The 12949-nt window shown below is 75.6% G+C and carries 11 protein-coding genes and 1 riboswitch; of the genes, 3 read left to right on the plus strand and 8 right to left on the minus strand.

Translation table 11 applies throughout. The features are described 5' to 3' along the window. Positions 1-30: 30 nt before the first annotated feature. Entirely contained in the window at positions 31-759 is a 729-nt protein-coding gene (locus tag OO47_RS19070; protein ID WP_030205024.1) for a ZIP family metal transporter, read from the plus strand. A 2-nt stretch (positions 760-761) separates the two neighbouring features. Here the strand turns inward: OO47_RS19070 and OO47_RS19075 are convergent, their stop codons facing one another. The 7 genes from OO47_RS19075 to OO47_RS19105 form a co-directional block, all read right to left on the minus strand. Then, the gene (locus tag OO47_RS19075; protein WP_030205022.1) at positions 762-2126 is read right to left on the minus strand and encodes a cobyrinate a,c-diamide synthase; all 1365 of its coding nucleotides are present in this window, start codon (positions 2124-2126) and stop codon (positions 762-764) included. Beyond that, on the minus strand, positions 2120-2728 hold the full coding sequence (gene cobO / locus OO47_RS19080; RefSeq protein ID WP_030205017.1) for a cob(I)yrinic acid a,c-diamide adenosyltransferase: 609 nt from the start codon (positions 2726-2728) through the stop codon (positions 2120-2122). The genes OO47_RS19075 and cobO overlap by 7 nt, the downstream gene beginning before the upstream one ends. Then, on the minus strand, positions 2728-4839 hold the full coding sequence (locus OO47_RS19085; RefSeq protein WP_030205012.1) for a putative cobaltochelatase: 2112 nt from the start codon (positions 4837-4839) through the stop codon (positions 2728-2730). The genes cobO and OO47_RS19085 overlap by 1 nt, the downstream gene beginning before the upstream one ends. An 82-nt stretch (positions 4840-4921) precedes the next feature. Next, positions 4922-6469 carry a cobyric acid synthase gene (locus OO47_RS19090; protein ID WP_030205009.1) on the minus strand — a complete coding sequence of 516 codons (1548 nt, stop codon included), beginning with the start codon at positions 6467-6469 and terminating at the stop codon, positions 4922-4924. Further along, positions 6466-7446 (minus strand): cobalamin biosynthesis protein, encoded by a 981-nt coding sequence (locus OO47_RS19095; RefSeq protein ID WP_030205006.1) that lies wholly within the window; start codon positions 7444-7446, stop codon positions 6466-6468. The genes OO47_RS19090 and OO47_RS19095 overlap by 4 nt, the downstream gene beginning before the upstream one ends. Positions 7447-7478: 32 nt before the next feature. Further along, a riboswitch (cobalamin riboswitch) is annotated at positions 7479-7621 on the minus strand. 158 nt (positions 7622-7779) lie between these two features. Then, positions 7780-8001: a hypothetical protein gene (locus tag OO47_RS19100; RefSeq protein ID WP_030205004.1), complete on the minus strand. Its 222-nt coding sequence runs from the start codon at positions 7999-8001 to the stop codon at positions 7780-7782. Positions 8002-8013: 12 nt separating this feature from the next. Beyond that, positions 8014-9288, minus strand: coding sequence for an inorganic phosphate transporter (locus OO47_RS19105; RefSeq protein WP_030205001.1), 1275 nt, complete (start codon positions 9286-9288; stop codon positions 8014-8016). A gap of 381 nt (positions 9289-9669) precedes the next feature. Here OO47_RS19105 and OO47_RS19110 point away from each other — a divergent pair, with 381 nt between their 5' ends. Continuing rightward, on the plus strand, positions 9670-10797 hold the full coding sequence (locus OO47_RS19110) for an alpha/beta hydrolase (protein ID WP_030204998.1): 1128 nt from the start codon (positions 9670-9672) through the stop codon (positions 10795-10797). Between the two features lie 210 nt (positions 10798-11007). Further along, positions 11008-12435 carry a hypothetical protein gene (locus OO47_RS19115; protein WP_078489736.1) on the plus strand — a complete coding sequence of 476 codons (1428 nt, stop codon included), beginning with the start codon at positions 11008-11010 and terminating at the stop codon, positions 12433-12435. A 49-nt stretch (positions 12436-12484) separates the two neighbouring features. Here OO47_RS19115 and OO47_RS19120 read toward each other — a convergent pair whose 3' ends face one another. Continuing rightward, positions 12485-12886 (minus strand): VOC family protein, encoded by a 402-nt coding sequence (locus OO47_RS19120; RefSeq protein ID WP_030204993.1) that lies wholly within the window; start codon positions 12884-12886, stop codon positions 12485-12487. Positions 12887-12949 lie beyond the last annotated feature (63 nt).

Here is a 12949-nt window from a genome sequence, read left to right on the forward strand (position 1 = left end):
GGACGCCGCCCCATCCGATACCAAAGCCCCATGGCTGTGGTCGTCGCGCTCGGCGCGTTCCTCATGACGCTCTTCGGAGGATGGGTCGCCGGGCGCGTCACCGACCGGCGTCACCTCGTCCTCGGACTCTCCGGCGGGCTCATGCTCGGCGTCGTCGGACTCGACCTCCTGCCCGAGGCCCTGGAGGCCGCGGGGGACGAGGTGTTCGGCGTCCCGGAGGCCCTGCTGCTCTTCGTCGGCGGCTTCCTCTTCGCCCACGTCGTGGAGCGCCTGCTCGCCGTACGCCGGGCCGCGCACGGTGTCGCGGCCGACGAGAGGGTCCCCCAGGTCGGCCTCACGGCGGCCGCGGCGATGGTCGGCCACAGCCTCATGGACGGCATCGCGCTCGGCGCCGCCTTCCAGGTCGGCGGCGGCATGGGCGCCACCGTCGCCCTCGCCGTCATCACCCACGACTTCGCCGACGGCTTCAACACGTACACGATCACGAGCCTCTACGGGAACGCGCGCCGCAAGGCCCTCGCGATGCTCGTCGCGGACGCCGTCGCCCCGATCCTCGGCGCCGCCTCCACCCTGCTGTTCACCCTTCCGGAGGAACTTCTCGGCGGCTATCTCGGGTTCTTCGGCGGCGCCCTGCTCTACCTCGCCGCCGCCGAGATCCTGCCGGAGGCCCACCACGACCACCCCGCCCGCTCCACCCTGCTGTGCACGGTGACGGGCGTCGGCTTCATCTGGCTCGTGGTGGGGGCCTCCGGCGGCTGACCTCACGAAACCGGACCGCCGTCGGCACCCGCGCAGCGCTCCACGAACCGCGCCGCCGCCCCGGGCGCACCCGCCCAGTGCGTGTGCACGTAACTGGCGTGCACCCCTCCCCGCACGAAGCCCTCCACCCTCCGCTCCGGCTGCCGCAGCCCCCACGCGGCCCGCTCCCCGGCACCCGGCTCGATCACCGTGCGGTGGAACTCGTGCCCCCGCATCCGCGCCCCGGCCGGCGCGAGGACGCTGTCGCTGACGGCCACCGCGTCCCGGTACCCCAGCGTCAGCCGCTCCGACATGCGCGCGTCGGCGTCCAGCACCCCGCACATGGGCGTGCCGTCGAGGGACCGCGCCAGGTAGAGCAGCCCGGCGCACTCGGCCGCGATCGGCGCGCCCGAGGTGGCGAGCTCGGCCACGGCCTTCCGCAGCGGCTCGTTGGCGGACAGCTCGCCCCCGTACATCTCGGGGAAGCCGCCCCCGATCACCAGCCCGGAGGTCCCCCCGGGCAGCACCTCGTCCCGCAGCGGGTCGAAGGCGACGACCTCGGCCCCGGCGGCGGCAAGGAGTTCGGCGTGCTCGGCGTACGAGAACGTGAACGCGGCCCCGCCGGCCACCGCGATCCGGGGCCGGCCCGCGACCGGGCGCCCCACGACCTCCGGCGACCACGCCTCCGCGGACAGCTCCGGCGCCGACCGCGCGAGCGCGAGCAGCGCCTCCAGGTCGCACCCTGCCAGGACCTGTTCGGCCTGCGCCGCCACCGCCTCCACGGCGGCGGCCTGCCGCTCGGCCACCGGCACGAGCCCCAGGTGCCGCGACGGCGTCGCCACGGCGGGCGCCCGCCGCAGCACGCCGAGGACCGGCACCCCGGACTCCCCGAGCGCCTCCCGCAGCAGGTGCTCGTGCCGGTCGGTGGCCACCTTGTTGAGGATCACGCCCCCGATCCGCACCTCCGGGTCCCAGGACGCGAACCCGTGCACGAGCGCCGCCACCGACCGCGACTGCGACGACGCGTCCACGACCAGCACCACCGGCGCCCTGAGCAGCTTCGCCACCTGCGCGGTGGACGCCAGCTCCCCCTGGTCGGCGGCCCCGTCGTACAGGCCCATGACCCCCTCGACCACGGCCAGGTCGCAGCCGCGCGACCCGTGCAGGAAGAGCGGCGCCACCAGCCCCGTGCCGCACATGTACGCGTCGAGGTTGCGCCCCGGGCGGCCCGTCGCGAGCGCGTGGTAGCCGGGGTCGATGTAGTCCGGGCCGACCTTGTGCGGGGAGACGGCCAGGCCGCGGCCCGCGAACGCGGCCATCAGGCCGGTCGCGACCGTGGTCTTGCCCGCGCCCGAGGAGGGCGCGGCGACGACGAGACGTGCTACCACTCGATGCCCCGCTGGCCCTTCTGACCGGCGTCCATCGGGTGCTTGACCTTGGACATGTCGGTGACGAGGTCCGCGAAGTCCACCAGCTCCCGCGGCGCGTTGCGGCCGGTGATGACGACGTGCTGCTGCCCGGGCCGGTCGCGCAGCACCTCCACGACCTCGTTGACGTCGATCCAGCCCCAGTGCAGGAGGTAGGCGAACTCGTCGAGGACGTAGAACTTGTACTTCTCCTCCGCGAGGTCCCGCTTGACCTGCTCCCAGCCCTCGCGCGCCTTGTCCTCGTGCGACTGCTCGCCCTCGGCGACCTCGCGCTGGATCCAGGACCAGCCCTCGCCCATCTTGTTCCAGGTGACCGTGCCGCCCTTGCCGGTCTCGCCGAGCGCCTTGAGGGCGTTCTCCTCGCCGACCTTCCACTTGGCGGACTTCACGAACTGGAACACCCCGATCGGCCAGCCCTGGTTCCAGGCGCGCAGCGCCATGCCGAAGGCGGCGGTCGACTTCCCCTTGCCGACGCCCGTGTGCACCATCACCAGCGCGCGGTTGCGGCGCTGGCGGGTGGTCAGACCGTCGTCGGGAACGACGGTCGGCTGTCCCTGCGGCATTAAGCGGCCCTCCTGGTTGCCCGTGCTGCGTGCCCTGCCTGTCCTGCCTGTACGTCCCTGACGAGCCCGGCGATCGAGTCGGCGCGCAGCTCGTCCAGCGTCACGGCCGTGCCGCCGAGTTCGACGGCGAGCCGCCCCGCGAGCCCCAGCCGCACCGGGCCGGTCTCGCAGTCCACGACGACCGACGCCGTGCCCTCGGCGGCGTGCAGCCGCGCCGCGCGTGCGGCGAGCGTCACCGGGTCCCCGGCCGCCCGCCCCCCGGTCGCCCGCCCGTCCGTCACGACGACCAGCAGCGGGCGGCGCGAGGGGTCCCGCAGCCGCTCGACCCGCAGCACGTCGTGGGCCTTGAGCAGTCCGGCCGACAGGGGAGTGCGGCCCCCGGTGGGAAGCTGTTCGAGCCGCGCGGCGGCCGCGTCCACGGACGAGGTCGGCGGCAGCGCCACCTCGGCGTCCCGGCCCCGGAAGGTGACCAGGCCGACCTTGTCGCGCCGCTGGTAGGCGTCGAGGAGCAGCGAGAGCACCGCGCCCTTGACCGCGCTCATCCGCTGCCGGGCCGCCATCGAGCCGGAGGCGTCGACCGCGAAGAGCACGAGGTTGCCCTCGCGGCCCTCCCGGGTCGCCTGCCGCAGGTCGTCGCGCCGGACCACGAGCCCCGGGCCCGTCCGCCCGCGCGCCTTCTGGTGCGGGGCGGCGGCCCGCACGGTCGCCGCCAGGTGCAGCTTGGTCAGCGCGCCCCGGGGCCGGGTGGAGCCGGTCGTACGGCCGTGCTCGGTCCGGGCCCGGGAGCGGCGCCCGGCCGCGCCCTCGCCGAGTCCGGGCACGCTGAGCACCTTCGTGCGGAAGGGCTCGGCGGCCTTGACGGCGGCCCGCTCACCGGCCCCGGCCCCCGCCCTCTGAGGAGCGGGCGCGGGGGCGGGCTCGGGCTCGGGTACGGGTGTTTCCTCCGGCGCCGGTACGTCCTCGGGCGCCGGCCCGTCACCCTGCGGCGGAATCCCGCCGCCGTCCGGACCGCCCCCGCCGGGGCCGCCGTCTCCGGGGCCCCCGTCTCCCGGACCGCCGTCGTCCGGGCCGTCCGGCTCCGGCTCCGGGTCGGGGTCATCGCCCTTGAACCGTTCGAGGGTCTCGTCCAGCCTGTCCTCGTCGAGCCCCGGCGCGTCGAAGGGCGAGCGCCGGCGGCGGTGGGGGAGGGCCAGGAGCGCGGCCTGCCGCACGTCCTCGGAGGTGACCTCGGTCCGCCCGGCCCAGGCGGCGAGCGCGGTGGCCGTGCGGGCCATGACGATGTCGGCGCGCATGCCGTCCACCTCGAACGCGGCGCAGGTCGCGGCGATCTGGAGCAGCACCGCGTCCCCGAGCACCACCCGCGGCAGCAACTCCCGTGCGGCGACGATCCGTTCGCGCAGCTCGGCCTCCTCGCCGGCCCAGCGCGCGGCGAACGCGGCCGGGTCGTCCTCGAAGGCGAGCCGCCGCCGCACGACCTCCACCCGCTGCTCGGGGTCGCGGGAGGCGGCGACCTCCACGGTGAGCCCGAACCGGTCGAGGAGCTGCGGCCGCAGCTCGCCCTCCTCGGGGTTCATGGTCCCGACGAGCAGGAACCGCGCGGCGTGCCGCACGGAGACGCCCTCGCGCTCGACGTTCGAGAAGCCCATGGCGGCGGCGTCGAGCAGCAGGTCGATCAGGTGGTCGTGGAGGAGGTTGACCTCGTCCACGTACAGGATGCCCCGGTGCGCGTCGGCGAGCAGCCCCGGCTCGAACGCCTTCACGCCCTCCGCGAGCGCCTTCTCGATGTCGAGCGAGCCGACGAGCCGGTCCTCGGAGGCGCCGACGGGGAGTTCGACCATCCGCGCGGGCCGCTCGGCCCCCGGCCCCGCCTCGTGCGGCCCGTCCGGGCAGCCCGGATCGGGGGACGCCGGGTCGCAGCCGAACCGGCAGTCCGCGACCACCGGCACGACGGGAAGCAGCTCGGCGAGCGCCCGCACGGCGGTGGACTTCGCGGTCCCCTTCTCCCCCCGGACCAGCACACCGCCCACGGCCGGGCTGACGGCGTTCAGGAGCAGCGCGAGCCGCAGGTCGTCCATGCCGACGACGGCGGTGAACGGGTACCGGGTGCTCATCGGGTGGTCTCTCCTTCGGATCGCTGATGTTCGGACGACGGCACGCGGCCGCCGGGGAGGGGCCGGCGGGGGCCTCCCGTGCTCACGGCGCCCCCGGCGGCACGAACGGCAGCCCCGCCGGGGCGCCCTCCTCGATGAGCCGCAGCAGCGCGTCCGTGTCGGCGTGCTCCTCGATCAGGTCGCCGAGCCGGTCGAGCTGCTCCTCGCGCAGGGCGCCGAACGACGTGTCCGGGGCCGGGACGAACCGGCGTCCGGCCGCCGCCGCCACCTCCCGCAGGAACGCGCGCCGGAAGCCGTCGCTCTCCAGGGAGCCGTGCCAGTGGGTGCCCCACACGGAGCCGACCCGGCACCCGTCCAGGAAGGGCTCCCCGCCGCGTACGTCCGCGACGCCGTGGTGGATCTCGTACCCCTCGACCCGCTCGCCGAGCGCCTCGCCGACCGGCCGGGCCAGGGTCTTCCCGACCGCGAACCGCACCCGTACGGGCAGGAGTCCGAGCCCGTCGACCACACCGGCCCTCGACTCGACCTCGTCCTCGATCCGCTCGCCCAGGGCCTGGAAGCCTCCGCAGACGCCGAGCACCGGGCGGCCCTCGGCCGCGCGCCGGGCCAGGGCGTCCGCGAGGCCGCGCTCCCGCAGCCAGGCGAGCGCCTTCACCGTGCCGCGCGTGCCCGGTACGACCACCAGGTCCGCGTCGGCCAGCTCCTCGGGCCGGTCCACGAACCGGACGACCACGCCCGGCTCGGCCGCCAGCGCGTCCACGTCGGTGAAGTTGGACATCAGGGGGACGGCGCAGACGGCGACCCGCAGCACGTCCGCGCCGACCGGCGGCGCCACCACCGACTCGCGGACCGTGCCCCGCAGGGAGACCCGCAGTCCGTCCTCCTCGTCGATGCCGAGCCCGTGCGCGTACGGCAGGACGCCGAAGGTCCGGCGCCCGGTCAGGCCGTGCAGCATGTCGAGCCCGGGTTCGAGCAGGCTCACGTCGCCCCGGAACTTGTTCACCAGGTACCCGGCGACGAGCGACTGGTCCTCGGGGGACAGCAGCGCCGTCGTGCCGAAGAACTGGGCGAAGACCCCGCCCCGGTCGATGTCCCCGACCACCACCACGGGCAGCTTCGCGGCCCGCGCCACGCCCATGTTCACGATGTCGGTGCGCCGCAGGTTGATCTCGGCCGGGCTGCCGGCGCCCTCGCAGATCACCGCGTCGTACGTGCTCCGCAGCTCCTCCAGGCACGCCATGACCGGCTCGAACAGCTCCTTCTGCCGCCCCCCGTGCAGGGTCGTGCCGGGGGACGACCCGCCGGACCCCCCGAAGAACCCGCGGGCGCTCATCTCGCCCACCGGCTTCCCCATCAGGACGACCTGGCTGGACCGGTCGCCGCCCGGCTTGAGCAGCACCGGGTTCATCAGCGCGGTCGGCTCGACCCGGGCGGCCTGCGCCTGCATGGCCTGGGCCCGCCCGATCTCGGCGCCCTCGCGCGTGACGAAGGAGTTGAGGGACATGTTCTGCCCCTTGAACGGCGCCACCTTCAGGCCCTTGCGGACCAGCCAGCGGCAGATCCCGGCCGTCACGACGCTCTTGCCCGCGTCGGACGTGGTCCCGGCGACCAGCAGCCCCCCGCCCCTCATGCGTTCCCCCGCTTTCCGTGCTTCCTGCGCCTCACGGCGTCGGCGATCAGACGGCCGCCCGCACAGGCGACCAGGGTCAGCGCGGTCACCCGGCGCGAGAGCGCCACCGCCCGTTCGACGTCCGCCACCTCGACGGCCCGCCCCTCCCCGTTGAGCACCGGCCGGTGCTCGACGCGCCCGCCGTACGAGAGGGTGCCCCCGAGCCGTACGCCCAGCGCGCCCGCGAAGGAGGCCTCGACCGGGCCCGCGTTGGGGCTCGGGTGCTTCGACGCGTCCGCCCGCCAGGCCCGTACGGCCCCGCGCGGATTTCCCCCGGCGACGGTCGCGAGCGCGGCCGTCAGACGCGCGCCCGGCCAGCCGGCCAGGTCGTCGAGGCGGGCCGAGGCCCAGCCGAAGCGGCGGTGGCGGGGCGACTTGTGGCCGACCATCGCGTCCAGGGTGTTGACGGCCCGGAAGCCGACGAGTCCCGGCACGCCCGCGACCGCGCCCCAGAACAGGGCGCCGACCACGGCGTCCGAGGTGTTCTCGGCGACCGACTCGACGACCGCCCGGGCCATCGCCGGGCCGTCCAGGGACTGCGGGTCGCGCCCGCACAGGTGGGGCAGCCGCTCGCGGGCCACCTCCAGGTCCCCGGCGGCCAGCGCCCCGCCGATCGCGCGGGCCTCCCGGCCCAGGGTCGTCCCGCCGACGACGGCCCACACGGAGGCGGCGGTCAGCGCGACGGCGGCGGCCGGCCGGTCCCGCACGGCCCGGGCGGCGAGGGCGCCGAGGGCGGCGGTGGAGCCGGCGCAGACGGCGGTGTGCAGGGCGCCCCAGCCGCGGTGGTCGTGGTGGAGGCGCTTCTCGACGGCGGCGGCGGCCCGGCCGAACGCGGCGACGGGGTGGCCCCTGCGGGGGTCGCCGAGGAGCAGGTCGACGGCGAGGCCCGCGGCCGCTCCGTACGCGAAGACAGCGGTGGCTCTGGGACGGCCGGGCATGGCGCTGTGTCCTCACTCAGGGTCCGCGCCCTGGATCGACGTGACCGGCGGCGAGAGTTCCTGGCTCCCGGACCCCTCGGATCCGGTCACAGTGGCGGGACCGCGCCGGATTCGCACCGGACTTCCTCTGCTGCCGCCGTAATGGCCCCGGCAGTCCACCACGCCCCGAGAACGGGCGTCAACCCAGCCTTGACCTGCGGCGGCGCACTGTGCGGAGCACCACAGGGAGCGCCGTGGAGAGCACCACGGAAAAGCCGTGGGGAGCACCACGGAAAAGGGCCGGGCGGCCCGTACCCGAAGGTGCGGACCGCCCGGCCGGTGGAGCGGGGACCGTCAGACGACGATCAGGTAGATGCCGTACGCCACGGCCGCCAGGCACAGTCCGAAGCAGGCGTAGGCGCCGGTGCGGGCCAGGGCGGCGGAGCCTCCCCGGGCCGCGGCCTCCTCCTGCTTGGTGAGGCCGACGATGCCGAGGGTGAAGAGGCCCACCAGGACGACGGTGGCCACGAGGCTGACGCCGAAGACGGAGCCGAGGGCTGCCCAGTCGATCTTCATGTGGTTCTTTCCTTAGACCTTCGCGGCCGGGGCCGGGGGAGCGGTCGGGTCGGTGGGGGCCGGGGTGAGGATGGTCGCCTTGAGGTCCTCGTCGGTGACGGCGGCCACGGAGCCGGCCGGCGGCGGGGTGACGGCGGCGATGGCGGTGGTCACCACGCCCGCGGGCTCGGCGTCGGCGGCGTCGAGGTCGTCGGCCGTGACGTTGTGGTGGTCGACCGGCTTGCGGCGGGAGAGCGACCAGATGACGGCCGAGCCGGCCACGAGCAGGACCGCGACGGCGGCGATGCCCCAGGGGCCCTGCTTGGTGAGGAACTCGGCGCCGGCGCCGACCAGGCCCGCGGCGGGCAGGGTCAGGCCCCAGGCGACGAACATCCGGGTCGCGGTCGACCAGCGGACGACGCCGCCCTTGCGGCCGAGGCCGGCGCCCATCACGGCACCCGAGCAGGACTGGGTGGTGGAGAGGGAGAAGCCGAGGTGCGAGGAGGCCAGGATGACCGTCGCGGCGCTGGTCTGGGCGGCGAAGCCCTGCTGCGGCTGGAGGTCGGTGAGGCCCTTGCCCATGGTGCGGATGATGCGCCAGCCGCCCAGGTAGGTGCCGAGCGCGATGGCGACGCCGGCCGAGACGACGACCCACAGGGGCGGGTTCGAGCCGGGGGCGACGACGCCCTGGGTGACCAGGGCGAGGGTGATGATGCCCATCGTCTTCTGGGCGTCGTTGGTGCCGTGGGCGAGGGAGACGAGACCGGCGGAGGCGATCTGGCCGGCCCGGTAGCCCTTGGCCGTGGCCTTCGCCTCGGGGTTCGCGTTGATCCGGTACGTCAGCTTGGCCGCGAACATGGCGGCGAGGCCCGCGACGAGCGGCGCGGCGACGGCCGGGATGAGGACCTTGGTGACGATGGTGGAGCCGTTCACGGCCGCCCAGCCGGCCGACATGACCGCGGCGCCGATCAGGCCGCCGAAGAGCGCGTGCGAGGAGCTGGACGGGAGTCCGAGCAGCCACGTCAGCAGGTTCCACAGGATGGCGCCGACCAGCGCGGCGAAGATCACCTCTGTGCGGATGCCCTCTTCGTTGATGATCCCGCCGGAGATCGTCTTGGCGACCTCCACGGACAGGAACGCGCCGATGAGGTTGAGCACGGCGGACATGGCCACCGCCGTCTTGGGCTTGAGCGCACCGGTCGAGATGGTCGTGGCCATCGCGTTGGCGGTGTCGTGGAAACCGTTCGTGAAATCGAACACGAGAGCTGTCACGACCACAATGGCGAGCAGCAGCGTGATGTGTTCCATTTACCCAGGCAATCGTTTGACGTCAGTGGCTGGTCGAACGTAAGCAACCTGGGTGAACGGAAGATGAACTGGGGCGGGCGGCGTGGTGTCCCTAACCGGTGTCAAGAGATTCCGCTTGGCGCCCCAGAAGGGTCCCCGGGAAGGGGTGTCCACGATGCGGTCGCCCTGCAACCCCGGGTAATCCGGGCCCGCGCAAGGCCTCGGCGGTCCGTCCCGGTTCCGCCCGCACCGCCCCGTTCCGCTCCCCGGACCGGACCACCCGACCGGGGGACCCCGCCGAGGAGACCCGCGTCACTCTCCCGGGGAGGCCCCCGGCCACCGGAACGCGCCCCTCCGGACCTTCCGGTGGCACCCCGGTCCCGTCCTGCCGACACTGGGGGTGTGCGCCCGGCTACAGCGACGGCAGCGGCCGTCACCACCCTGCTCGGTGCCGGCGCGGCCGCGGTCGCGGCCGGCCGGTACGCCAGCGACCTCGCCCTCAAGGCGTCGTCCGTACGCCCCCTGCCCGGCGATCCGAGACTGACCGTGCACGCCACGGGTCCCGACCGGATCACCCTCACCCGCAGCCTCGCCTCGCTGCGCCCCGGCACGTACGGCATGGAGGGCCACGGCCTGCACGCCGTCCTCGGCCCCGTCCTCGACCGGGCCCCGCACACCGCCGACACCGTCGTCCGGCGCCTGGAGCGGATCGAGCTCGGCGCCCCCGGGCCCGGCGCCCGCGTCCGGCTCACCCCCGCGCTCCACCGGGGCACGCCCACGAGCGCCCTCGGGCTCGACCACGAGGACGTGGAGATCCCCGGCGAGCTCGGCCCGCTGCCCGCCTGGCTCGTGCCCGCCCCGCGCACCACCTGGGTGATCGCCCTGCACGGCCTCGGCACCACCCGCGAGCACCCGCTCAACGTCGTCCCCTTCTACCACCGGCACCGCATCCCGGTCCTCGTCCCCGCCTACCGGGGCGACGAGGGCGCGCCCCCCTCCCCGGACGGCCTCGCCCACCTCGGCGACTCCGAGTGGCGGGACGTCGACGCCGCCCTCCGCTACGCCGTCCGCCGGGGCGCCCGCAAGGTCGTCCTGCACGGCTGGGGGCCCGGGGCGTCGATGGCCCTGCGCGCCGCCGCCGCATCGGGGGTCCGCGACCGGATCGGCGGCCTCGTCCTCGACTCCCCGGTCCTGGACTGGGAGGTCACCCTCCGCAGCCTCGCGTCGGCCCGGCACGTCCCCGGCTTCCTGGTCCCGCTCGCCGTCCGCGCCGCCCGGGGCAGGACCGGCCCGCACGGCGACCTGCTCCGGCTCGCCTCGGCCCCCGGCGCCCTGCGTGCCCCGGCCCTCCTCTTCCACGGCCCCGAGGACGCGATCGCCCCCTGGGAGCCCTCCGTCGAACTCGCCGCCCGCCGCCCCGACCTGATCAGCCTGAGGACCGTCCGGGACGCCCCGCACGCGGCGATGTGGAACCCGGACCCGGTCCACTACGAGGAGTCCCTGCGGCGCTTCCTCGTCCCGCTGCTCTGAGTCCCCCGGCACTGCTCCGGGGGCCGTCCGGCACCGGCCCGAGGCCTCCCCCGCACCGGCCGGGAGCGCCGGGCCGGAGGACTCCGCGCGATCTTCCCGAAGTCTCCGCGAGGCCTCCGTACCGTCTCCGCCGGGTCTCCGCGCGCCCCGTTCCGACGGCGCGGCCGGTTCCGATTGGGCTTTCGGGCCGTCAGCGGGAAGACTGCCCCCGTGACGTCTCGAAAGCCCGATGAACCATTGGCGCGCAACTCCAGACTCCGACTCGTCCGCCCACGGTCGCTGGCCACCGCCCGACGGGCCGTGACGACCCGGCGCACCCGGCCGGCGCCGCGGCCGCCCGAGGGCACTCCGCCCCGCGCGGAACTCGCCCGCCAGGCCCGCCACGTCCTCGCCGACGCCGTACGGATCGCCCGCTGGGCCGCCGTCGAGGGCGGGGCCCGCACGGCCCCCCGCACCGGCCCCGGCGCCGTCCCCCCGCAGGAACGGGCCGCCGCCGCGCTCGACCTGACGCCCGGCCAGGTCCGGGCCGGCTGGGACCGCGCCCGGCTCGCCGGACTCGTCGAACTCCACGGCGACACCGCCCGCCCCGGCTGGCGGCTGCACGCCTGGGACCGCGACGACTCCGCCGTGCTGCGCGGCTGGGTCGCCCTCTTCGACGCCTGGTCCCTGGTGCACCCGGCCCCCGAGGGGGTCGCCCCGGGCGCCGTCGCCGAGGTCGTCGAGGCCGTCCCGCAGGTCCTCTCGCTCCTCCAGCTCTCCCAGGGCCCGGTCCCCGTCCCCGCCCTCCTCGACCTCCTCGGCCAGCGGGTCGAGGAACTCCGCGGTGAGCGCTGCGAGGTCCCCGCGCCCGAACAGGCCCCCGAGGTGCCGGCGGTCCCCGAGGCCCCCGCCGGGGGAGGCACCGCCGGGCTCCCCGCCCTCCTCGACTGGGCCCTGGAGGGACTGGCCGCCGTCGGCGCGCTCACCCTGGACCCCGGCACCGGCGAGCGCCACGCCACCCTGACCCCGCTCGGCAACTGGGCCGTGTGGGTCAAGCTGGAGCAGATCTGCGTCGCCGCGCAGAGCCCCGCGGGCAACATCGAGCAGTCCGCCGAGGACATGCTCCGCGGCTGCGCCCGGCTCACCCCCGGCCCGGCCCGCGACGAGTACCGCGCCTGGCTCGCGGCCCGCACCCTCTCCAGCGCGGTGGCCGAACTCCTCGCCGTCGCCCGGGGCGAGGACGCCCTGCTGCGCGGCCTCGCCTTCGAGGCGCTGCGGGTCGTCGGCGCCCCCGCCGAGGCCGAGGTCCGGGCCACCGTCGCCGAACCCCCGCTGCGCCCGTACGCGCTGCTCTGGCTCGCCGAGTACGAGGGCGCCGACCCCGACGACGCCCAGGAGGTGCTGACCCGGGAGGAGGCCACCTGGCTCTGGGTGGACACCGCCGCGGCCGTCGCCGACCACGGCGAGAGCGCGCTGCTCGTCCGCCACCTGGACTCCGCCGTGCAGGGCACCGTCCCCGCGCTGCTCGACGAGGTCCGGGCCGTCGGCCACCCCCGTACCGTCCAGGTCCTGGTCGCCCTCGCCGCGGCCCACCCGGACCCGGCCCTGGCCAAGGCGGTCCGCAGGGCCGCCTTCCAGGTCCACACCGGGGGAGCGTGACGCACGGCGCCGGAGGGACCGGGCCGCCGGAGGGGGCCCCGGCGCCTGGCTACTCCGCGGCGCCGGGGACGTACGTCCCGAAGCTCCAGACGTTGCCCTCGGCGTCCCGGGCCATGTAGTCCCGGGCGCCGTACTCCTGGTCCGCGGGCGGCGTCAGGACCTCCACCCCGTGGGCGACCGCGCGCGCGTGGTGCTCGTCCACGTCGTCCACGTGCACGAAGACGCCCGCGGGACCGGCACCGGCCATCGCCTTGTCGAAGGCGCTCCCGGTGCCCCTGCTGCCCAGCATCACGACCCCGTTCCCCAAGGACAGCTCGGCGTGCACGACGCGCCCGTCCTCGCCCTCGTACACACCGTTCGCGGTGAAGCCGAAGCCCTGCGTGAGGAGCTCGATCGCCGCCTTCGCGTCCTCGTACACCAGCGTCGGACAGATGTGGGGCGCCCCGGTCATCCCGACCACGTCCTCTCGAAATCGGCGGCATGTGATCCAGGTCTCAGTCTCGCAGTCGCCACT

This window comes from Streptomyces bikiniensis, assembly GCF_000716625.1.
Taxonomy (GTDB): Bacteria; Actinomycetota; Actinomycetes; order Streptomycetales; family Streptomycetaceae; genus Streptomyces; species Streptomyces bikiniensis.

What these genes read in the sequence shown, in the direction of transcription:
- OO47_RS19095 (WP_030205006.1), bottom strand. Translation starts at nt 7,446, where the DNA reads ATGCCCGGCCGTCCCAGAGCCACCGCTGTCTTCGCGTACGGAGCGGCC.
- OO47_RS19105 (WP_030205001.1), bottom strand. Translation starts at nt 9,288, where the DNA reads ATGGAACACATCACGCTGCTGCTCGCCATTGTGGTCGTGACAGCTCTC.
- OO47_RS19100 (WP_030205004.1), bottom strand. Translation starts at nt 8,001, where the DNA reads ATGAAGATCGACTGGGCAGCCCTCGGCTCCGTCTTCGGCGTCAGCCTC.
- cobO (WP_030205017.1), bottom strand. Translation starts at nt 2,728, where the DNA reads ATGCCGCAGGGACAGCCGACCGTCGTTCCCGACGACGGTCTGACCACC.
- OO47_RS19070 (WP_030205024.1), top strand. Translation starts at nt 31, where the DNA reads ATGGCTGTGGTCGTCGCGCTCGGCGCGTTCCTCATGACGCTCTTCGGA.
- OO47_RS19120 (WP_030204993.1), bottom strand. Translation starts at nt 12,886, where the DNA reads ATGACCGGGGCGCCCCACATCTGTCCGACGCTGGTGTACGAGGACGCG.
- OO47_RS19090 (WP_030205009.1), bottom strand. Translation starts at nt 6,469, where the DNA reads ATGAGGGGCGGGGGGCTGCTGGTCGCCGGGACCACGTCCGACGCGGGC.
- OO47_RS19085 (WP_030205012.1), bottom strand. Translation starts at nt 4,839, where the DNA reads ATGAGCACCCGGTACCCGTTCACCGCCGTCGTCGGCATGGACGACCTG.